23 protein-coding genes are annotated in these 19368 nt (G+C 67.4%); 8 read left to right on the top strand and 15 right to left on the bottom strand.

Going from position 1 to position 19368, the window contains the following annotated elements:
- Window positions 1-3: 3 nt before the first annotated feature.
- The 4 genes from BARAN1_RS06005 to BARAN1_RS05990 all read left to right on the top strand — a co-directional run bounded on the left by BARAN1_RS06005 (window position 4) and on the right by BARAN1_RS05990 (window position 3358).
- Complete coding sequence (locus tag BARAN1_RS06005) at window positions 4-1056, top strand: 3-methyl-2-oxobutanoate dehydrogenase subunit VorB (protein ID WP_122031642.1); 1053 nt, start codon at window positions 4-6, stop codon at window positions 1054-1056.
- Window positions 1049-1804 carry a thiamine pyrophosphate-dependent enzyme gene (locus tag BARAN1_RS06000; protein ID WP_231944256.1) on the top strand — a complete coding sequence of 252 codons (756 nt, stop codon included), beginning with the start codon at window positions 1049-1051 and terminating at the stop codon, window positions 1802-1804. The genes BARAN1_RS06005 and BARAN1_RS06000 overlap by 8 nt, the downstream gene beginning before the upstream one ends.
- 2 nt (window positions 1805-1806) lie before the next feature.
- Window positions 1807-2352 carry a 2-oxoacid:ferredoxin oxidoreductase subunit gamma family protein gene (locus tag BARAN1_RS05995; protein WP_122031641.1) on the top strand — a complete coding sequence of 182 codons (546 nt, stop codon included), beginning with the start codon at window positions 1807-1809 and terminating at the stop codon, window positions 2350-2352.
- 100 nt (window positions 2353-2452) lie between these two features.
- The gene (locus tag BARAN1_RS05990) at window positions 2453-3358 is read left to right on the top strand and encodes a cation diffusion facilitator family transporter (protein ID WP_157959530.1); all 906 of its coding nucleotides are present in this window, start codon (window positions 2453-2455) and stop codon (window positions 3356-3358) included.
- 72 nt (window positions 3359-3430) lie between these two features.
- Here the strand turns inward: BARAN1_RS05990 and BARAN1_RS05985 are convergent, their stop codons facing one another.
- The 8 genes from BARAN1_RS05985 to BARAN1_RS05950 form a co-directional block, all read right to left on the bottom strand.
- Window positions 3431-3823, bottom strand: coding sequence for a class II SORL domain-containing protein (locus BARAN1_RS05985; RefSeq protein ID WP_122031639.1), 393 nt, complete (start codon window positions 3821-3823; stop codon window positions 3431-3433).
- Between the two features lie 59 nt (window positions 3824-3882).
- Window positions 3883-4557, bottom strand: a complete 675-nt coding sequence (locus BARAN1_RS05980; protein ID WP_122031638.1) for a peroxiredoxin — start codon at window positions 4555-4557, stop codon at window positions 3883-3885.
- A 10-nt stretch (window positions 4558-4567) separates the two neighbouring features.
- Window positions 4568-5038 (bottom strand): ferritin-like domain-containing protein, encoded by a 471-nt coding sequence (locus BARAN1_RS05975; RefSeq protein WP_122031637.1) that lies wholly within the window; start codon window positions 5036-5038, stop codon window positions 4568-4570.
- Window positions 5039-5054: 16 nt separating this feature from the next.
- Window positions 5055-5558 carry a rubrerythrin family protein gene (locus tag BARAN1_RS05970; protein ID WP_122031636.1) on the bottom strand — a complete coding sequence of 168 codons (504 nt, stop codon included), beginning with the start codon at window positions 5556-5558 and terminating at the stop codon, window positions 5055-5057.
- A gap of 106 nt (window positions 5559-5664) precedes the next feature.
- Window positions 5665-6216 carry a DNA protection during starvation protein gene (gene dps, locus BARAN1_RS05965; RefSeq protein WP_122031635.1) on the bottom strand — a complete coding sequence of 184 codons (552 nt, stop codon included), beginning with the start codon at window positions 6214-6216 and terminating at the stop codon, window positions 5665-5667.
- Window positions 6204-6605 carry a Fur family transcriptional regulator gene (locus BARAN1_RS05960; RefSeq protein WP_157959529.1) on the bottom strand — a complete coding sequence of 134 codons (402 nt, stop codon included), beginning with the start codon at window positions 6603-6605 and terminating at the stop codon, window positions 6204-6206. Before BARAN1_RS05960 ends, dps begins: the two co-directional genes overlap by 13 nt.
- A gap of 52 nt (window positions 6606-6657) precedes the next feature.
- Complete coding sequence (locus BARAN1_RS05955; protein ID WP_162297766.1) at window positions 6658-8001, bottom strand: HAMP domain-containing sensor histidine kinase; 1344 nt, start codon at window positions 7999-8001, stop codon at window positions 6658-6660.
- On the bottom strand, window positions 7988-8686 hold the full coding sequence (locus tag BARAN1_RS05950) for a response regulator transcription factor (RefSeq protein WP_122031802.1): 699 nt from the start codon (window positions 8684-8686) through the stop codon (window positions 7988-7990). Before BARAN1_RS05950 ends, BARAN1_RS05955 begins: the two co-directional genes overlap by 14 nt.
- A 162-nt stretch (window positions 8687-8848) precedes the next feature.
- Between BARAN1_RS05950 and mutS the strand changes: the two genes are divergently transcribed.
- From mutS to BARAN1_RS06800, 4 genes are all read left to right on the top strand, one after another.
- Window positions 8849-11347: a DNA mismatch repair protein MutS gene (mutS, locus tag BARAN1_RS05945; RefSeq protein WP_122031632.1), complete on the top strand. Its 2499-nt coding sequence runs from the start codon at window positions 8849-8851 to the stop codon at window positions 11345-11347.
- Window positions 11348-12013: 666 nt separating this feature from the next.
- Window positions 12014-12166: a hypothetical protein gene (locus BARAN1_RS06545; RefSeq protein WP_157959528.1), complete on the top strand. Its 153-nt coding sequence runs from the start codon at window positions 12014-12016 to the stop codon at window positions 12164-12166.
- A complete protein-coding gene (locus BARAN1_RS05940) occupies window positions 12163-12588 on the top strand; it encodes a hypothetical protein (protein ID WP_122031631.1) in 426 nt (141 codons plus the stop codon). The genes BARAN1_RS06545 and BARAN1_RS05940 overlap by 4 nt, the downstream gene beginning before the upstream one ends.
- Before the next feature lie 15 nt (window positions 12589-12603).
- Entirely contained in the window at window positions 12604-12732 is a 129-nt protein-coding gene (locus tag BARAN1_RS06800; protein ID WP_269460764.1) for a hypothetical protein, read from the top strand.
- Between the two features lie 174 nt (window positions 12733-12906).
- Here BARAN1_RS06800 and BARAN1_RS05930 read toward each other — a convergent pair whose 3' ends face one another.
- The 7 genes from BARAN1_RS05930 to BARAN1_RS05910 all read right to left on the bottom strand — a co-directional run bounded on the left by BARAN1_RS05930 (window position 12907) and on the right by BARAN1_RS05910 (window position 19368).
- Entirely contained in the window at window positions 12907-13881 is a 975-nt protein-coding gene (locus BARAN1_RS05930; protein WP_122031630.1) for a sodium:calcium antiporter, read from the bottom strand.
- A 72-nt stretch (window positions 13882-13953) separates the two neighbouring features.
- Window positions 13954-14124 (bottom strand): hypothetical protein, encoded by a 171-nt coding sequence (locus tag BARAN1_RS06540; protein WP_157959527.1) that lies wholly within the window; start codon window positions 14122-14124, stop codon window positions 13954-13956.
- 32 nt (window positions 14125-14156) lie between these two features.
- A complete protein-coding gene (locus BARAN1_RS05925; protein ID WP_122031629.1) occupies window positions 14157-15113 on the bottom strand; it encodes a thiamine pyrophosphate-dependent enzyme in 957 nt (318 codons plus the stop codon).
- A gap of 8 nt (window positions 15114-15121) precedes the next feature.
- Entirely contained in the window at window positions 15122-16285 is a 1164-nt protein-coding gene (gene porA / locus BARAN1_RS05920; RefSeq protein ID WP_122031628.1) for a pyruvate ferredoxin oxidoreductase, read from the bottom strand.
- Window positions 16273-16575: a 4Fe-4S dicluster-binding protein gene (locus tag BARAN1_RS06595; RefSeq protein WP_162297765.1), complete on the bottom strand. Its 303-nt coding sequence runs from the start codon at window positions 16573-16575 to the stop codon at window positions 16273-16275. Before BARAN1_RS06595 ends, porA begins: the two co-directional genes overlap by 13 nt.
- Complete coding sequence (locus tag BARAN1_RS05915; RefSeq protein ID WP_162297764.1) at window positions 16565-17131, bottom strand: 2-oxoacid:acceptor oxidoreductase family protein; 567 nt, start codon at window positions 17129-17131, stop codon at window positions 16565-16567. The genes BARAN1_RS06595 and BARAN1_RS05915 overlap by 11 nt, the downstream gene beginning before the upstream one ends.
- A gap of 146 nt (window positions 17132-17277) precedes the next feature.
- Window positions 17278-19368 carry a PKD domain-containing protein gene (locus BARAN1_RS05910; RefSeq protein WP_162297763.1) on the bottom strand — a complete coding sequence of 697 codons (2091 nt, stop codon included), beginning with the start codon at window positions 19366-19368 and terminating at the stop codon, window positions 17278-17280.

Raw genomic sequence — 19368 nt, 5'->3', positions numbered from 1 at the left:
CGGATGGCGGAACGACAGCTCATGACCGGCAACGAGGCGATGGCCGAGGCAGCGATCCGTGCGGGGCTCCGCGCGTACTTCGGCTACCCGATCACCCCCCAGAACGAGGTCCTGGAATACATGGCGGCCCACCTCCCCAAGGCTGGAGGGGCGTTCCTCCAGGCGGAGAGCGAGGTGGCGGCGATCAACATGTGCTACGGCGCGGCGGCAGCGGGGGTGCGCGCGATGACCTCCTCCTCCTCCCCCGGGGTGAGCCTCAAGATGGAGGGGATTTCCTACCTCGCGGGGGCGGACCTCCCGTGCGTGATCCTCAACGCCGCCCGGGGCGGGCCCGGACTGGGGAACATCGCCCCGGCGCAAGGGGACTACTTTCAGGCCACGAAGGGCGGGGGCCACGGCGACTACCGGCTGATCGTCCTTGCCCCGTCCACCGGCCAGGAGGCGGCCGAACTGGCGGGGCTCGCCTTCGACCTCTCCGATCGCTATCGGGTCCCAGCACTGATCCTCGCCGACGGGATGCTCGGGCAGATGATGGAGCCGGTGACCCTCCCTCCACCGCGTGATCCGGGGACCCTCCCTCCCAAGCCGTGGGCCCTCACCGGGGCGAAGGGGCGAGAGCCCAACCTGATCGCGAGCTTCGCCCTCGAGCCGACGGTGCTGCGGGAGCTCAACGTGAAGAGGTACGCCCGGTACCGGGAGATCGAGGCCCGTGAGGTGCGGTGGGAGGAGGTGGCGACCGAGGACGCGGAGGTCCTCCTCATCGCGTACGGGACGATGGGGAGGATCGCCAAGACCGTGGTGCGGCGGGGGCGGGAGCGGGGGGTCAAGGTTGGGCTCCTCCGTCCGGTCACCCTGTGGCCGTTCCCCTACGCCCCGATTCGGACCCTCGCCGAGCGGGTGAAAGCCATCCTCACGGTGGAGCTATCCGCTGGCCAGATGTGGGAGGACGTGCGGCTGGCGGTGGAGGGTCGCACCGCGACCCCGTTCTACGGGGAGCTGGGGGGGGTCGTGCCGACCCCGAGCGATATCCTGCGGGAGGTGCTGCGCTATGCCTGAGGCGGAGACGATGGTGAAGGTCTTCGCTCGCCCCACGAGCCTCAACGAGAAGCATTTTACGTACTGCCCGGGGTGCGACCACGGTCTCATCACGCGCCTCGTGGCGGGGGCGATCGATAAGCTGGGAGTGCAGGAACGAACCGTGTTCATCGCCCCCGTGGGGTGCGCTGTGTTCGCCTACGAGTGGTTCCGCTGCGACGGGATCCAAGCCTCCCACGGCCGGGCGGCCGCCGTGGCCACGGGGCTCAAGCGGGCGAACCCTGACTTGGTTGTGATTTCCTACCAGGGGGACGGTGACCTGGCCGCGATCGGGACGGCGGAGACGATCCATGCCGCGAACCGGGGCGAGGCGATCACCGTCATCTTCGTGAACAACCAGATCTACGGGATGACCGGGGGGCAGATGGCCCCCACCACCCTTCCCGGGCAGCGGGCGACGAGCTGTCCCGAGGGGCGCGATGTTTCCACGATGGGGCATCCGCTTCCCGTAGCGGAATTGATCGCCACCCTTGCTGCTCCGGCCTACGTCACCCGCCAGTCGCTCCACGACCCACGCCACGTTGCCCAGGCGACGAAGGCGATCGAGAAGGCCCTCCGCTACCAGGTGGAGGGGAAGGGGTACTCGCTCGTGGAGATCCTGGCGACGTGCCCCACGGGATGGAGGATGCCCCCCGCGGCGGCCCACCAGCACGTGGCCGATGTCGTGACGGGGGCGTTCCCCCTCGGGGACCTCGTGGATAGGGGGTAGAGATGGAGCGAGCGGTGGTGTGTGCGGGGTTCGGAGGGCAGGGGGTGCTCCTGGCGGGGAAGATCCTCGCCCGGGCGGGGATGGAGGCTGGCCTCGACGTGACCTGGCTTCCCTCCTACGGGCCGGAGATGCGCGGGGGAACAGCCAACTGTACCGTGGTCCTCTCCGATGAGCCGATCGGGTCGCCGATCGGGGAGAACCCGGATGTCCTCCTCGCGATGAACGGCCCGTCCCTCGATCGGTTCGAGCCGCGGGTCGCCGAGGGTGGGGCGATCGTGGTGAACCGGTCGCTCATCGAACGCGACCTCACGCGGAAGGATGTGCGCGGGATCTTCGTCGCGGCGAACGACGTCGCCCGGGAGCTCGGGGAGCCACGCGTGGCGAACATGATCGCCCTCGGGGCGGTGGTGCGCGCCCTTGGCATCCTCCCCCTTGAGACGGTCGCGAAGGCGATGGCTGTTGAGCTCGGGGCCAAGGCCCGTGAACGGTTGATCGAGCTGAACCGGGAAGCCCTCGAACGGGGCTACGCCGCGGAGCCCCCTCGCTAACCCGCACCCGCGGGAACCGATCCTTCTTCCGGTAGCACGTTCGACCAGGCCCATGGACGGCCTTGCGCGGGCGGCGTCCGGTCGGGATCATGCACAGGCGATGGCGACACGTTCTCACAGCGAGGGAAGGCTCCTCCTCGCTGCCGGGATCACTGCACTCGTCTGCGTCGCCGAGGTCGTGGGCGGGCTCCTCACGAGGAGCCTTGCCCTCCTCTCCGATGCGGCGCACGTCTTCCTGGACGCGTTCGCCCTTGCCCTGTCCTACGCCGCCCTCAAGGCTGCCCGCCGCCCCCCCACGGACCGGCACACCTATGGGTACCACCGGGTGCAGGTCCTGGCCGCGCTCGTCAACGGGGCCACGCTGGCGGCGGTGGCGGTGGGGATCTTCTGGGAGGCGATCGGGCGGATCCGTAACCCATCCCCCATCCTGGCGGGGCCGATGCTCGCCGTGGCCGGGGCGGGGCTCGTCGTGAACATCAGCGTGGCGGGGGTGCTCCATCGCCACGACCGCCACGACCTCAACGTCCACAGCGCGTTCCTCCACGTGGTGGGCGACGCCCTGGGTTCGGTGGGCGTGATCGGGGCAGGGGTCGTGATCCTCGCCACCGGATGGACGATCGCCGATCCCCTGGTGAGCCTCGCGATCGCGGTGCTGATCCTCGTCGGCGCGGTGCGGGTGGTGCGCCGAGCCGGGCACATCCTCGTCGAGGGGACGCCTGAAGGGATGCGAGCGAGCTCCGTCTTGAAGGCGATGTCCGGAGTTCCGGGGGTAGCGGAGGTCCATGACCTCCACGTGTGGACGGTGAGTCCGGGGTACGTCGCCCTGTCCGCCCACGTTGTGATTGCCGATCAGGCGCTGAGCAGAGCGGGAGCTGTGATGGCGGACCTGAAGCGGGTCCTCGCCGATGAATTTGGGATCAGCCACACCACGATCCAGTTTGAATGCGCAAACTGCCAGGGCACGAGCGCTTGCCTCGGCCCTCGCGGCACGAGGATGGGCCGGTAGGGGGTGAGCCCGGGGTCGGGGAGGGCTCTCCCCGGCCCCGGTTCGTTGTACCGTGCCGCCCGGGGGAGCCTGCTATCCCACCTCGATCCGCTTCTCCGCCTCCCACAAGCCGTGGATGTTGCAGTACGCCAGGGCGTGGAGCGTCCCGGGCTTCGTCGTCTTGAAGGAGAACGTCACCTCGTGATGGGTGTACACAGGGCCCTGGTTCGGCCCGGCCACGGCCTCGCCATGGGCGTTGAACTCGAACTTTCCGAGCTCGTAGATGAACTTGTCCCCGTCAGGGGCGAAATAGGCCCCGATCCAGCGGATATGGTGCTCGGTCGTATTGGGATGGGCGGTCGCCTTGCCGAGGGAGACCTTCACCTGGGTCCACGTGTCCGCCTTCACCCGGTCCGGGCACTCGAGCGCTGGGACGTGCTTTTCCTTCTGCCAATCAGCGGTTTGGATCTTCGCTGCGATTCCCATTGTTTCCTCCTCTACCCTTCAGCTTTCCGTCGGTCGAGATTGGGTCAGATGACGTTCCATCACGCGGCCTCCTTGAGCTTGCGGTGACAGAACCACCAGTCGTAGCACTCGTAGGCTCCAGCCTGGGCTTCCGCCAATCGCTTCTTGGCCCCATCCTCGGTATCGGGGGCGGGGAGGATCCCGTGGTCACCGATGAGCCCGTTCTTCGGCCAATCGGCGGGGAGGGCCACCTTCTCCTTCACCGCGGTCTGGAATGCCTTGAGGAGCCGGACGATCTCGTCCATGTTCCGCCCGATATTCGCTGGGTAGTACACGATCGCGCGCACGATCCCCTGGGGGCAGATGAGGAACACCGCCCGCACCGCGGCCGACTCCGAGGCCCCGGGGTGGATCATCCCGTAGAGCCCCGCGATCCTCCCCGTCGTGTCGGCGATGATCGGGAACGGGATCTTCACCCGGAGCTTCTCCTCGATCCACTCCGTCCACTTGATGTGGGAGTAGACGTGGTCCACCGAAAGCCCGATGAGCTCCGCCCCTAGCTTCTGGAACTCCGGGTACCGCTTGGCGAAGGCCACGAACTCCGTGGTGCAGACAGGGGTGAAGTCCCCCGGGTGCGAGAATAGGATCACCCACTTTCCCTGGTAGTCCTTGGGGAAGTCGATCTTCCCCCGGGTCGTCTGGGCGACGAACGCGGGGGCGGGGTCACCGATCAATGGGATACGCCGTTCTTCCATGGTCTCCTCCTTAGAGCAGGTTCTCAAAAGCATCCTCGTGGTTGAGCTCCTCGGCCAGAATGTGGCAGACCAGCTGGTACGTGATGTGATCCTTACTGTGGGTGAGCGTGGCGAGCTTCTGGTAGACGGAGGCCGCACAGCGCTCGGCGTCGATGCTTGTGCGGAGCAGCTTCTCCAGGTCCCGGGAGTCCGGCGGCTCACTGTAGCCGCAGTTCGTTTTCTCCAGCCACAACTTAGGATGGGGAAGGGGTTTCCCCCCCAGCTGGACGATCCGCTGGGCGAGCTCCTCGGCGTGTTCGAGTTCCTCGTCGGCGATCCGCGTTAGCTCCTCCACCACGGGCTGGGATCCCCGGCCGGAGGCGATCTGTGCCGCTACCCAGTACTGGTAGAAGGCGAGCCACTCATCGGCATAGGCCCGGTTGAGCTGCTCCACCAGCTCCTCCACCTTCATCCCAACGATCTCCTGCGCCTTCTTTCCCATCGTTCCTCCTTTCCCGTCAGAACGCGCGGAACTTCTCCCGCGGGGCCTGACAAACCGGGCACCGGGCGGGGGCCTCGCCCTCCGCGGTGTATCCGCAGATCGGGCAGATGTACACGGTCTTGAGCTGGATATCCTTCCCGGCCTGGGCGGCCTCCTGGGCCCCCTTGTACATCTGGGCGTGGATTTTCTCCGCCTCCAGAGCGTAGTGGGTGCTCCTTACGGCGCCCTTCTCCCCCTGGAGCTCGGCCACGGCGTTGTAGGCCGGGTACATCTCCTCCACCTCATAGGTCTCGCCGTCGATGGCCACCGTGAGGTTGTCGGCGGAGCCCCGGATCATCCCGAGCTCGCGGTAGTGGTTTTGGGCGTGGACCTGTTCCGCGTAGGCGATCGCCCGGAACAGGCGGGCGATGTTGGGCTTTCCTTCCCGTTCGGCCACGTCGGCGAAGATGAGGTAGCGCATGTGGGCCTGGGATTCCCCGGCGAACGCGTCCCTCAGGTTCTGTTCCGTCATTTTACGCATTCTTTACCCCTCCTGATTTTCAGAAACTCCGTCCCGTGCAGGGGACGGGCACTGGTCTCGGTTACAACTGGGTGAGTTCTTCACCGGTGTAGCCCCGCCGCACCCTCTACTTGAGGAACTTGGAGACGAAGGGAGAGGTTTCCCCCCGGCGCATGAAGTGCCCGGACGGACCCTCCCCCAGAAACTCAGAGAACCACGACTCATGCTCGATCTCCTCATGCAAGATGGAAAGGGCAAGGTCGTAGGTCCTGTGGTCTTTGCCGGCGGTCATGTTGCAGATTTGGGTGTAGCCTCGCACGGCGCACCGCTCCGCCTCCACCAGCACCGTCAGGATCCCCTTCACATCTCGGGGGTTCTCCGGAAGGTGGGCGGGCCGGCACGCGGAAAGATTGTGGAACTGCACCATGTCATCGGGGAGCTCCCCGCCCAGTTCGTAGATCCGGGGGACCAAGGCCTCGAAGTGGTTCCTGTCTTCGATCCTCGCTACCTCAGCGATCTCCTTTATCGTTTCTCCCTCCAGGCCGATGAGGTTGGCCCTGAGGATGGTGTAGTAGTAATAGGTGGTGAGTTCCGCAGCAGCGTTGTTCACCAAAAGCTCCAGGAGTTGTTCCACATCCACTCCTGCCCTTTCTACCATCTCCCGCGCTACTTTTGCCATGGTTCCTCCTTTTCTCCTTGGCAGTTTTGACACAGGCCCAGGAAGATGAGCTGGTGTCCCAGCACCTTGAATCCCAGGCCCAAGTTCAGGCTGTCCAGTTCCCTGCGGTAGGGGAGATCGAGGTCGTAGATCCGGCCGCAGCGGTGGCAGCGGAAGTGGTAATGGGGGGAGACAGTGGGGTCGAACCGATCCGGGCCAGCTCCGTGGAGCTCGCGCACCTTTCCCTCCTGGGTCAGGGCGCGCAGGTTCCTGTACACGGTGGCCAGGCTGATCGCATGGCCGTGCTCGTTGAGTTCCCGATACAGCTCCTCCGCGGTGGGGTGGTCGGTGCGCCCCTGGATGGCCTCCAGGATCACGTGCTGTTTCGGGGTCCGCTCCCGCCTGCTCATGATTATGATTCGCATTATAACGGAAGAAGCCGTCGCGTCAACTCATGGACGATTACGGTGTGAGGGCGCGGGGGAGGGTGAAGTGGAAGCAGGCCCCGCCGGTGGGGCGGTTCTCGGCCCAGATCCTCCCCCCGTGGGCCTCCACAATCGCCTTCGCCACCGACAGGCCCAGGCCCGTCCCCGTCCCGGCCGCGCGCTCCTCCCGCCCCCGGTAAAACCGCGCGAAGAGGTGTGCCGCGTCTTCGGGGCTGATCCCAGGCCCGGTGTCGCACACGCTCACCTCGATCTCGGACCCGTCCGCGCGGGCGGTGACAAGGATCTCCCCCCCGGCGGGGGTGTGGCGGAGGGCGTTCGCCATCAGGTTGAGGAGGACCTGTTGGATCCGCTGGCGGTCGCCAGCCGCGGGGGGGAGGTCGGGGGGAAGATCGAGGGCAAGCTGGATCCCCCCATCCTCGAGCTGGGGCCCGATCATCGCCGCGATGTCCGCGATGACCGGCTCGAGCGGGAACGGTTCCTGGCGGAGCGACAGGCGCCCCATATCCGCCAGGGCGAGCTGCTGGAGGTCCTCGATGAGCCGCGCCGTGAGGTGGACCTTGTCCTTGAGGGCGGACAGGTTCTCCGGGGTTGGCTCGAGGACCCCGTCCTCGAACCCCTCCACCGCGGCGCGGAGGACGGTGATCGGGGTCCGCAGTTCGTGGGCGACATCGGCGATCATCTGCCGCTTGGAGCGCTCCGCCTCCTCCAGGCTCTCCGCCATCGCGTTGAACGACTGGGCGAGCTTCCCCAGCTCGTCCTCCCCTGTCTCCTCCACCCGGGCGGTGAGGTCGCCCGCGGCGATGCGGTGGGCTGCGGCCGCCAGGTTGCGCAGGGGGCCAGTGAGGTGGCGAATGAGGAGCAGGGCGAGGATGAGGGCGACGACCGCCACCACCCCCGTGGCGATCCACAGCGAGCGATTCACCGTCTGGAGGAACGCCTCGTGGAGGGGAGGGGGCGGGCTCTCCTCAACGGGAACGATGGTCCACTGGCTCCCGTCAGGCAGCTCGATCGGGGTTCCCCGCGCCACTTCGGCGGGGGGGAGGACCTGCCCCACGAGGGAGGGGTCCTGGGCGAGGACGACCTGTCCCTCGGGGCTCACGAGGAGGAAGCCCGGGGCGCGGGGGCTTCCCTCGAGGAACCGCCCGATCCCAGCGAGGTCGTCCCGATGCCCAGGGTAGCGGGTGATGAGCGTTCGCACCCACTGATCGTAGGCCCGCCCCTCGCGCTGGGAGAGGTCGGAGAACGCCCGGTTGACGGAGATCCGCACGAGGGTGAGGCCGAGCGTGGTCACGAGGAGGACCACCCCGAGGAGCACGATCACGAGCTTCGTCTGAAACGAGAGCTTCCTAACCAGGCTCACGCGGTCCCTCCGCCGCAAGCTTGTACCCCACCCCGTACACGGTCACGATCCGGGTCGGGGCCTCGGGCACGGGTTCGATCTTCTTCCGCAGGCGCTTGATGTGGGAGTCGATCGCGCGTTCGAACGAGGCGAACGAGGATCCCCGTACCGCCTCCAGCAGTTCCAGGCGCGTGAACGCGCGGCCGGGGTGTTGGACGAGGAACGCGAGGAGATCGAACTCGAGCGCCGTCAGCTCCACCGGTCTCCCGTCCACCCACGCCTCCCGTCGCTCGAGGTCGAGTCGGATCCCGTCCGCCTCGGCCACCCGCGGCTCCGCGGGGCCGGACTCGGCGCGGCGGAACACGGCCCGCACCCGTGCCTCGAGCTCACGGGCGCTGAATGGCTTCACCACGTAATCATCCGCCCCCAGTTCCAGTCCCACCACGCGGTCCTCTTCCGTGGACCGGGCGGTGAGCATGATGATCGGGACCGGGGAAGAGCTTCGGATGCGGCGGGCCACCTCCAGGCCATCCATCGCGGGGAGCATGAGATCGAGGACGACGAGGTCGGGGGGGTGGGCGGTGAACTCGGCGAGGGCCTCCTCGCCGCTCGCTGTGGCTGTCACCGCGAACCCCGCCCGCTCGAGGTAGCCCCGCACGAGCTTTCGCACCCACGGGTCGTCGTCCACCACCAGAATCCTCTTCATCCTCGCTCCCGAGTCTAGCCGGGCCCTGCCTTCGGCACAGAATGGCCGTTGGGAGACCGACTTCGGGTGAAGGCTCACCCATCCAGGTGCAGGGCATGGGGCGAGGATGTGGCGACGGTGTGGAGCCGGCCTGGCGACGGCGGTGGGTATACTCCGCCGGGCATGGAACTGACCCCGGTGATGCGGCAGTACCGCGAGCTCAAGGCGCGCCACCCCGACGCGGTCCTTCTCTTTCAGCTCGGCGATTTCTACGAGGCGTTCTTCGAGGATGCGGAGACCGTGGCCCGCGACCTGGAGATCATCCTCACCAGCCGGGAGGGGGTCCCGATGGCGGGGGTCCCGGTGCGGAAGGCCGATCTCTACGTGCAGCGCCTCCTCCGCAAGGGGCACAAGGTCGCCCTCGCCTCCCAGCTCGAGCGGCCGGGACAGGGGAAGAAGCTCCTCAAGCGGGGCGTGGTGCGGGTCCTCACCCCGGGGACGATGATCGAGGAGGGGGCCCTCGACTCCGGGCTGGACGTCCTCCTCGCCGCGGTGTGGCCGCGGGGGGAACGGGCGGGGGTGGCGTGGGCCGAGGCGGCGTCGGGCGGGTTCTGGGCCGAGGAACTCCCGCTTGGGGAGCTCGCTCATCTCGCGGCGCGGCTGCCGGTGGCGGAGTGGATCGTCCCCGAGGGGTGGCGCCCTCCGGTCGAGCTGCCCGGGGTAGGTACGGAACGGCCGGAGGCCGACTTCAGCTCCGCGGCCCTGCACGCCCGGTTCCCAGGGGAGCTGGGGGATGCTCCGCTCGCGGCGGCAGCCGCGGGCGCGCTCCTTGTCTACCTCACGGCCACGGTGGGGGATCTCCCTCACCTGAGGCCGCCGGCGCGGGCGGGGGAGGAGACGCTCGTCCTCGATGCGTTCACCCAGCGTTCGCTTGAGCTCCTGACCCCCCTCCGAGCTGAGGGCGCGGTCACGCTCCTGTCCGTCCTCGACCGGACGAAGACGGCGATGGGGCGGCGGCTCCTCCGGAGGTGGGTCCTCGCTCCGCTCGCCCGGCGGGAGGGAATCGAGCGGCGGCTCGATGCGGTGGACTGCCTCCTCCAGTCAGGTTTGGACGACGCGCTCGCTCGCCCGCTCGGGTCGTGCTGCGACCTCCCCCGCCTCCGCGGGCGGGTGGCCACGGGGGGGCTCTCCCCCGGGGACCTCCTCGCCCTCGCCCGCACCCTGGACGCGGCGGCCGAGATCGGCGAGCGGCTGAAGGATCTCCTGGCGGTCGCGCCGGAGGAGCTTGCCGCCCTCTCCGACGCGATCGGGAAGGCGCCGGCTGAGCTCGCCGACGACCTGCGCCGCGCGATCGTGGACCCTCCGCCCCCGACCCTCGATGGAGGGGATGTCATCCGCGAGGGCTATGACCCCGCGCTTGACTCCCTGCGCCGCGAGGCGGGGGAGGTGCGGGAGGCGATCGCGGGCCTCGAGGCGGCGGAGCGGGCCCGCACCGGGATCCCGAGCCTCAAGGTCGGTTACAACCGGGTGTTCGGGTACTACTTCGAGGTCACCCGCTCCCAGCTTGCGAAGGTCCCGTCCGACTGGCGAAGGCGGCAGTCCCTCACCGGTGGGGAGAGGTTCACCTCGGCCGAGCTCGCGTCCCTGGCCGACCGGCTCGCCGCGGCGGAGGACGGGATCGCGAAACTTGAACGGGACACGTTCCTCTCCCTGTGCCGCCGGGTGGAGGGGGAGATCGGGGCCCTCGGGGCGGTGGGGGAGGCCCTCGCTGAGCTCGACGCGTTGCGATCCCTCTCCGAGGTCGCCCGTCGCAAGGGGTACACCCGGCCTCGGTTCACGGATCGGGCCGTGGTTCGCATCCGCGAGGGTCGGCACCCGATGGTGGAGGAAGTGACCCAGTTCGTGCCCAACGATCTCGAGCTAGGGGAAGGGGTGAAGTTGGCGGTGGTCACGGGGCCGAACATGGCCGGCAAATCCGTGTTCCTTCGCCAGACGGCGCTCATCGCCCTCCTCGCCCAGATGGGGTCGTTCGTGCCGGCGAAGGAGGCGGAGCTCCCCGTGTTCGACCGCATCTACACCCGGGTCGGAGCGTCCGACGCCCTGACGGGCGGTCTGTCCACGTTCATGGCGGAGATGGTGGAGGCGGGGGCGATCCTGAGGGGGGCCACCCCGCGCTCTCTGGTGATCCTCGATGAGCTGGGGCGGGGGACGAGCACCCACGATGGGATGGTCCTCGCCCGGGCCATCGCCCGCCATCTGGCGATGGAGATCGGGTGCAAGACCCTGTTCGCGACCCACTACCGGGAGCTGGCCCGCCTCGCCGACGAGGCTCCCGGGGTCGTGAACCTCCACGCCGCGGCCCGGGAGTGGAAGGGGGAGGTCGTCTTCCTGTACCGGATCCTCCCCGGGGTCGGGGAGCGGAGCTACGGTGTTCACGTCGCCCGACTGGCCCAGCTTCCCGAGGAGGTCCTCCGCGAGGCCCAGCGGGCCCTGGACGAACTCGAGAAGGGCGCGCCCGCCTTGCCCCCGCGTGAGAAGGAGCTCCCCCTCTTTGCCACCGACGATCACCCCGTGCTGAAGGAGCTGCGGCGCATGGACCCGGACCGGCTGACCCCCTTCGAGGCCCTCGATCTCCTGTACCGGCTCAAGGAATGCCTCGAGCGCGGTCCGGGCGCGGAGTAGCCGCCCCCTAACCCGCGTCGGTTCCGCCTGGCTTGCCCGCGGGGTGACCGCACGGTACAACCAGTGAGCCCCACGACCGGGGCGGGAACGATGGCCGCGCCGAGGGAAGTGCGTACCTTGGACCGGAGACGACGGAAGGGGAGACACGAGTACTTCCTACTTGCCGGTGGGAAGACCAGAATTGCCGCTGTTTGTGGCTCTGTGACCATGGTTGATCCCGCCAAGGCTGTTCAGGAAGTCGTCCAACTGCATCAATTTTTAGGCGCCCTCTTCGGCGACATCAGAGTATGCGATCCTTACTTCGACTACGCGACTGTCGAACACCTGGATGCGTGTTCACCGCAATGCACGATCGATATCTTGACCACAAATATTCGGGATTCCGGGAAACTCAGGAGACTACTCAACGTAGCCCAGGCGTCAGGACGCGATATCCACGTACGGCTACCAGCAAGGCCTGTACTACACGATCGTTTCATAATCGACGACCGAAGCATGTTGATCCTAGGGACGAATCTGAACGGTTTCGGTAAGAAGCAGTGTTTCGTAGTGCGAACGGCGGAGAACGTGCGCGTGGGTATGATTCGATGGTTCGGCGGCCTCTGGGGCATGGCGAAGGAATGGCCGTGACATCCTGTACAAGCGCGAATCAACCAGTGGCACAAGGTGAACCCCACCTCCGCCGCCAAGACCGAACATGAAAGGACCGCCCTCCAGCGCCAAATCGCCGCTACCGACCGCCAAATCGATCACCTTATGTACGAACTCTACGGCCTCACCGAGGAGGAGATCCGCGTTGTCGAGGAGGCGACAAAATGACCCCTGAGTACACGGAGATCATAAGCGTGAGGGTCAAGGCCGGATCGCGGACCCTGTACGTTGATCTCAAGGAGACACCGGACGGATCGAGGTTCCTGAGCATCAGCGAGGTGAAGCATGGCGCGGACGTGCGATCCCGAATCTTGATCGACGAACAATACGTCCCGGACCTGTTTTGGGCACTTGGTGCAGTCCTGGATTTCATCGCGCCAAAGAGAGCTGCTAAGTTGTATACGCTTGAAGAGAAACGTCGCACGCATCCCAGAGCCTACGAAGCCTGGACCGAGGAAGAAGACCAGCGCCTCAAGGCAGGATTCGCGCAGGGACTCAACGTCGACCAGCTTGCCCAACGACACGGGCGCGCCCCTTCGGCAATTAAACATCGCCTGGAGCGATTGGGGCTCAGCCCCAAGCGCTCATAAGTCAGGCGACGTGCCTTGCCCAACACCTCGCCCGGGGGGCAGATCGTGGCCATGGACCGCCGGGTTGACCAGCTCGTCTACGACCTCTACGGCCTCACCGACGAGGAGATCAAGATCGTGGAGGAGGCGACGACACGAGCATGACCCGAGCTCGAGAGCTACTTCAGGCTTGGCTAAGCGTCCGGGAGCCCGCCCGAGCAAAGCTGGCCCGCCTGCGGTAGCGATGCTCAACCCCCCGCTGCCGGATGCGACCTCCGAAACGGCCATCGTGCGTCGGGGGCATCCGCTGGGCAGTGGACACCAGCAGCACCCAGGGAGCTACTGGGCCAGCGTGAGCACAAGGTACATCAAGCCTCCCCATCCCAAGGCCATCACCACGGCCAGGGCTTGGGACAGGGCAAGCTTGCCCCGCGTCCGCAGGGCCAAGAAGGCCGGGCCGAGCCCCATGAGAAGGAAAGCTCCCACGCCCGCTGCGATGTGAGACTGGTCAAGGGCGAGGAAGATCGGTTTCGGATACATGAGATCAGCAATCCCCAGGATCAGAACGTTGAACGCGCAGCTTCCGTACACGTTGCCGAGGGCCATCGTCGCTGAACCCAAGCGCAGCGCCCCCCAAGTCACGCTCAGCTCAGGCATCGTCGTCACGAGCGCCACGGCGAGGACACCCATGAAACTCCCGGCGATCCCGAGGATGGTGGCCAACTGGTCAGCGCTCACGGCGAGGGCAGGGGCAGCGATAAGAACCCCCGCCGTTGCCAGCCCGAACCTGGCCCATGCCCCGCGCACCGTCGGAGGCGCCTCTTCTGGGTCCTGGTCGGCGCTGGTGGGGGCTGGCGCAGGTTGACAGCTGCGGGTGCGGTACACCACGGCCATGCCGATCAGGTACCCGCCGAGGATGAACGCCGTGCCCAGGCTGACTGGGCCCAGGTTGACGCGCCCTCCGATTGCGACTAGCACCGGCACTGCCCCCGTGAGGATCAAGGCGGTGACGACGAGCCAGATTTGGTCGCGCTCCATAGGCCGAATCACGACTCGCGGGAACAGGCTCACGAGCGCAACAAGGACAACGATGTTCAGCATGTTCGCCCCGAGGATGTTCCCGCCGGCGAGGTCGGGGGCATCGAGGTGGACCGCCGCCAGGTTGGTCACGAGTTCGGGAAGCGACGTGGCGAGGGCAAGGAGGATCGTCCCCACCCACAGCCGTCCGATCCCCGTCGCCTCGGCGAGGCGGTCGCCTGCGTTCGACAAGCGTAGCCCGCTCCGCACCACCACCGCGGCGCTGGCGAGAAACAACGCCGCCCACGGTCAAGATCCACGTCTTGGCAGGGCCCCCGGGATCCACTTCGCCCAGCGTGAGCCCGACCTTCAGCGCCTCACTCTCCAGTAGGGAACCAACCGCAGCCGGAGCCGGAAGTAGAGGAAGAAAAGGAGGCCGATGATCGCCCCGCACGCCGCGCCGAACGCGGCGTCGTGGAAGAAGGCCCCCGTCCCCGCCCCCACCCCGGCCCCGAGGAAGAGGTCCCGACCCAGGTCCACCCACCACGGCCTGGGCCGGTCCCTTCCCTCAGCTAGCCTTGGCTCTCGCCGCCGGAGAGGCACTTCTCTTTCCTCAAAAGCTCGTTCCAGTGCCGGTCTACAGCCGCCTGGAACTCGGCGATGAGCTCCTTACCGTTGGGATTGCGGAACAGGTGGCGGAACCGGCCTTGGGTCTTCAGCCACTCCTCCACCGGCACGTTCTCCTTCGGCTTGTAGTTGATCTTGTACACGCCCTCGATCACTTCGTAGAGCGGCCAGTACCGGGTTTCCACAGCGAGCTTCGCCTGGGTGACGGCGCTATCGCGCGGGGTCCGCCAGCCCAACGGGCACGTGGTGAGCACGTTGAGGAACTTCGGCCCCTCGTGCTTCATCGCCCGCTCGACCTTGTTCGCGAGATCGATGAGGTTCGATACTGCCGCCTGGCCTGCGTACGGGACGTGATGGGCGACCACGATCTCGGTGAGGTCCTTGCGGTCCTGGGGCTTACCGGGGATCTCGTCCCCCACCGGGGAGGTCGTGGCCGAGGCGCAGCGCGGCGTGGCGCTGGAGCGCTGGACGCCGGTGTTCATGTACGCCTCGTTGTTCAGGCACACGTAGAGGAAGTCGTGGCCGCGCTCCAGCGCTCCGGACAGGGCCTGGAGCCCGATGTCGTACGTCCCCCCATCGCCGCCGAACACGACGAACCGGATCCGCCGCTTGACGGCACCGGTCTTGGTGAGGGCCTTGTACGCCGCCTCCACCCCCGAGATGACCGCCGCCGCGTTCTCGAACGCGACGTGGACCCACGGCACGTTCCACGCCGTCCCCGGGAAACGGCTCGTCGCGACCTCAAGGCAGCCGGTGGGGCTCGCCGCCACCACGGGCCCCTCGATCGCGTTGAGGACGGCGCGCACGACGAGGGGCTCCGCGCACCCTGCGCACAGGGTGTGGCCGCTCGTGAACCGGACTCCCGCTTCTTCGCGCTGGGCAAGGGTCTTGATGCTTGGCATGGTCCCTCCTACTCCCTCAGGCCGAGGTAGCGCAGCCCCGTCGCGGGGCGGGCCGTCTTCACCTCGGCAAACGCTTGCAGGATCTGCTCCACCGTCACGTCCCGCCCTCCCAACCCGTAGATGTAGTTGGCGAGGACGGGCCGCCGCTCGCTTGGGACGAGGGCCGCCGCCACATCGTTGTACAGGGCCCCCATTGCCCCGAACGAGAACGCGCGGTCGAGAACGGCCACCTGCTTCACGTGTCCGAGCGCCCGGGCGACCTCGGCATAGGGGAACGGCCGATACAGCCATACCTTGAGGACGCCGACCTTCTCCCCCTTCTCCCGCAGCTGATCCACGGCCACCTTCGCCGTGCCCGCCGTGGAGCCCAACACCACCACCGCCCGCTCCGCATCGTCCAGCCGGTACGGCTCGATGAACCCTGTGTAGCGCCGGCCGGTGAGGGAGGCGTAGGCCCGCTGCACCTCCAGGAACACGCCCGCCACCTCCTCGATCGCCGCAGCTTGGGCCCGTTTCAGCTCGAAGTAGTAGTCGGGCATGGCGAACGTCCCCCACGACACGGGGTGGTCCACATCGAGGAGGGGGAACAGGGCCTTGAACGGGCCGACGAACTTCTTCGCCGTCTCGTCCTCCAGCGGCTCGACCACCTGTGAGGTGTGGGTGAGGGTGAACCCGTCGAGGTTCACGATCCCCGGGATCCGCACCTTCTCGTGCTCGGCGATCCGCTGGGCGATGAGGGTGTAGTCGTACGCTTCCTGAGCGCTCTCGCAGAAGATCTGGAACGCGCCCGCGTCCCGCGCGAGGTAGGCATCAGCGTGGTCACAGTGGATGTTGATCGGCGCCGAAAGCGACCGGTTGGCCAACGCCATCACGATCGGGAGCCGCATCCCGGCCGCGATGTACAGGACTTCCACCATCAACGCGAGCCCCTGGGACGAGGTCGCGGTCATCACCCGCGCCCCCGCCGCCGCCGCCCCCACGCACGCCGACAACGCGGAGTGCTCGCTCTCCACCGGCACAAGCTCGGAGTGGACGATCCCGTCGTGCACGTACTGGGCGTAGTACTCGGCGATCTCCGACTGGGGGGTGATCGGGTACACCGCCACCACATCCGGCTCGATCTGGCGCATCGCCTCGGCCACCGCCTTGTGGCCCGTCATCACTTTGCGCATGTTCCCTCCCGTTCTGGAACCATCTCCAGGGCATCCTTGGGGCAGATCGCCGCGCACAGCCCGCACCCCTTGCAGTGGTCGTAGTCGATCCCCGTCATCTTCCCGCCGTGGAGGAGGATCGAATCGTCCGGGCAATGGAGCCAACACTGGAAGCACTGGATGCACTTCTCCTCATGCCAAATCGGGCGCTCGGCCCGCCAGCTCCCCGTCTTGTTGAGCTCCCGCGCCGCCCCTCCGGGGACGACCCCGCCCAAGGGGAGGTCCTTCCAGCCCTTGAGTTCATCGGCCATGGCTTGCCCCCTTTGCTGCCTCGTACGCCGTTCGCAGCGCGGCGATGTTCTTTTCCAGCATGTCGCGGGACATGCGTTCCCCCATCGTTGCCCGGACCTCCTCCTCCACGAGCTCCCAGGGGGTGCCAAGCACAGCGGCCACCGCCCCGAGCATGGGGATATTGGCGAACCCTGTTCCCGCCTCGCGGGCGATCCGGTCCGCGTCGAGGACGACGATCCGGCCCGTGTAGCCGGTGCGGCGGCGGATCTCCTCGGCCGAACAGGAGGTGTTGACAATGAGCGTGCCGTCGGGATGGAGCCCGTCGGCGGGCCTCTCCGCGGTGAGGAGCGACTCATCCACCACCACGGCGATGTCCGGCGCGTACACCGCAGAATGGACGCGGATCGCGTCGTCTGCGATTCGGTTATAGGCCCGGATCGGGGCCCCCGACCGCTCGGGGCCGAACTCGGGGAAGGACTGCACGAACTTGCCCTCGCGCAGGTTGATCTGGGCGAGGATCTGGGACGCGGTCTTCGCTCCCTGCCCCCCTCGCCCGTGCCAGCGGATTTCCTTCATCGAGACCCTCCTTTGCAGGTTGGGTCATTATAGCCCACGCGCCGCGGTTTCTCCCCCGCGGCGGTCGGGCCGAGCGCGGGGATCCCCGGGAGACGAGGGGCCCGGCCTCGTCGGCCGGGCCCCATCGCACACGGAGCGCGGAGGTCCTACATCCCCTCGAGCGCCCCGATCGTCGTCTGCCAGAACACGATCCGCACGAACTCCGTGTAGGAGAGGGCGGACCCAATTCGGAAGTTAAGCGAGGGGACCAACGCCCCGCTGTACCCCTCCGGGTTTCCCACGACGAGCGGGTTCAGGGGCGGGTTGACCCCGAACTGGCGCAGCCGCACGAACCCCGGCGAGCGGTCAAGGTCCCCATCTCCGTCCATGTCCAGCTGCAGGTCCAGGTAGATCGAGTTCGCATTGCGGACCTGGAACGAGTGGGTGATCCGGCCCGAGGTCACCGTGCCCTCGAACACGATCCGCCACCCCTCGCTCACCGGTTCGGGGACGAGCCCCAGCGGGACCGGGCCGGTATCCGTGGACGCGTTGATGAACTCGCCATCCGTGCGGAGCTCAACGCGGTAGCTCCGCGGCGTGGTCCAGGTCGAGGCCCCGTTCACCGTGATCCGCCACGTGTCGGTGCCCCACACGTAGATCCCGGGGACGGCCATCGCCGGCATCCCCGGAGGCCCCGCCACCGCAATCATCACGGGCTGGGTCATCTGCCCCGTGGCCCCTTCGTTATCGGTGACGTAGAGGGTCGCGTTGTACGCCCCCGCCGTCGCGTAGGCCCACGAAACGATCGGCCCAGCGAGATCCACCGCCCCATCGCCGTTCAGATCCCAAGCGTAGGCGACGATGGCCCCATCGGGGTCGTAGGAAGTGGTGCCGTTGAACGTGACCGGCGCCCCGACGGTCGGAGAGACAGGGCTGTATGTGAACTGTGCCACCGGCGGCCGGTTCATGACGAGCGGCGTGACGACGACCGTCTGCGTCGCCTGGCCGGTAGCCCCCTGGTTGTCGGTTACGACGAGCCGCACCGTGTACGTGCCCGGCGTCGCGTACTGCCAGAACGTCACTTGACCGGTGCGATCGAAGATCCCGTCGTTCTGGAAGTCCCACTGGTGGGCCGCGATCGATCCATCCGGATCGAACGAGGCGCCGCCATCGAACTGGATCCAGTCGCTGGGCCGCGGAGCGGTGGGCGTGTAGGCGAACCGCGCGACCGGTGGCTGGTTCATCGCCGCCACCGCCACGGGCTGCGTTGTCTGCCCGGTCGCCCCCAGGCCGTCCGTCACCACGAGGCGCACCGGGTACGTGCCCGCCACGGGGAACGTCCACGTCGCGGTCCGGCCCGTCCGATCGAACACGCCATCGCCGTTGAAATCCCACTGGTAGGTCACGATGGTCCCGTCGGGATCGTAGGACGAAGCGGCGCTGAACGAGACAGGCGCCCCTGGGGTGGGAACGGGCGGCGTGAACGTGAACTGGGCGACCGGAGGCTGGTTCGCAGGTCCGGTCGGCGCGAGGACCACATCCAGGGTCCGGGTTCCCCCCGCTACGAGGTAGACCCGCGCCGTGTAGTCCCCGTATCCCGCCTTGCGGATGAGGATATCGTGGAACCCCGGCACGAGGTTCAGGGTCCGGGGAGTGTAGCCGCGGAAGATGCCGTCCACGTAGAGCTTGGCCGTTGCCGGCGAGGTGCGCACGATGAGCGTGCCATAGCCAGGAGCGGGCCCGGACACGATCTCGAAGCTCGTGAAGTCGAACGCCCGCTGGGTCGGCTCGGGGACGAGCCCGAGGACCTGCACCTGCACATCCTCAGGGTCCGCCCCGAGGAGGGGGAACGGCTCGCCCGGGGAGAACCCGGCGAGGCTGCTCACGGGCTGGGTCGAAGCGATGATCCACAGCCACTCCGTGCCCAGGGGAGGGTTCACCGTGAACTGGTACCCCTTCCCCGGAGTGGGGATGGTGTGCGTCCCCGCGGGGAAGTAGTTCTGGGACTCATACTGGTTGGGGAAGATCTGATAGCTATTCCCATCCGGATGTCGGTCCACGATGATGATGTAGGCGGCCGTATTAAGGGTGAACGTGATCTTCACCGTCTCCCCGACGGCGTAGGCCGGCTTGTCGGTGGTGATCGTGACCACGAGGTCGCCCGCCGGCGGCTCAACCACGATCCCCAACGGTTCCACCTGGCCCACGGCGGCGACGCCGATGGCCAGCACGAGCGCGATGGTCCACATGTGTTTCAT

The sequence above is a fragment of the Candidatus Bipolaricaulis anaerobius genome (genome assembly GCF_900465355.1).
Lineage (GTDB): Bacteria > Bipolaricaulota > Bipolaricaulia > Bipolaricaulales > Bipolaricaulaceae > Bipolaricaulis > Bipolaricaulis anaerobius.
This window is presented reverse-complemented; position numbering and strand designations above follow the sequence as displayed.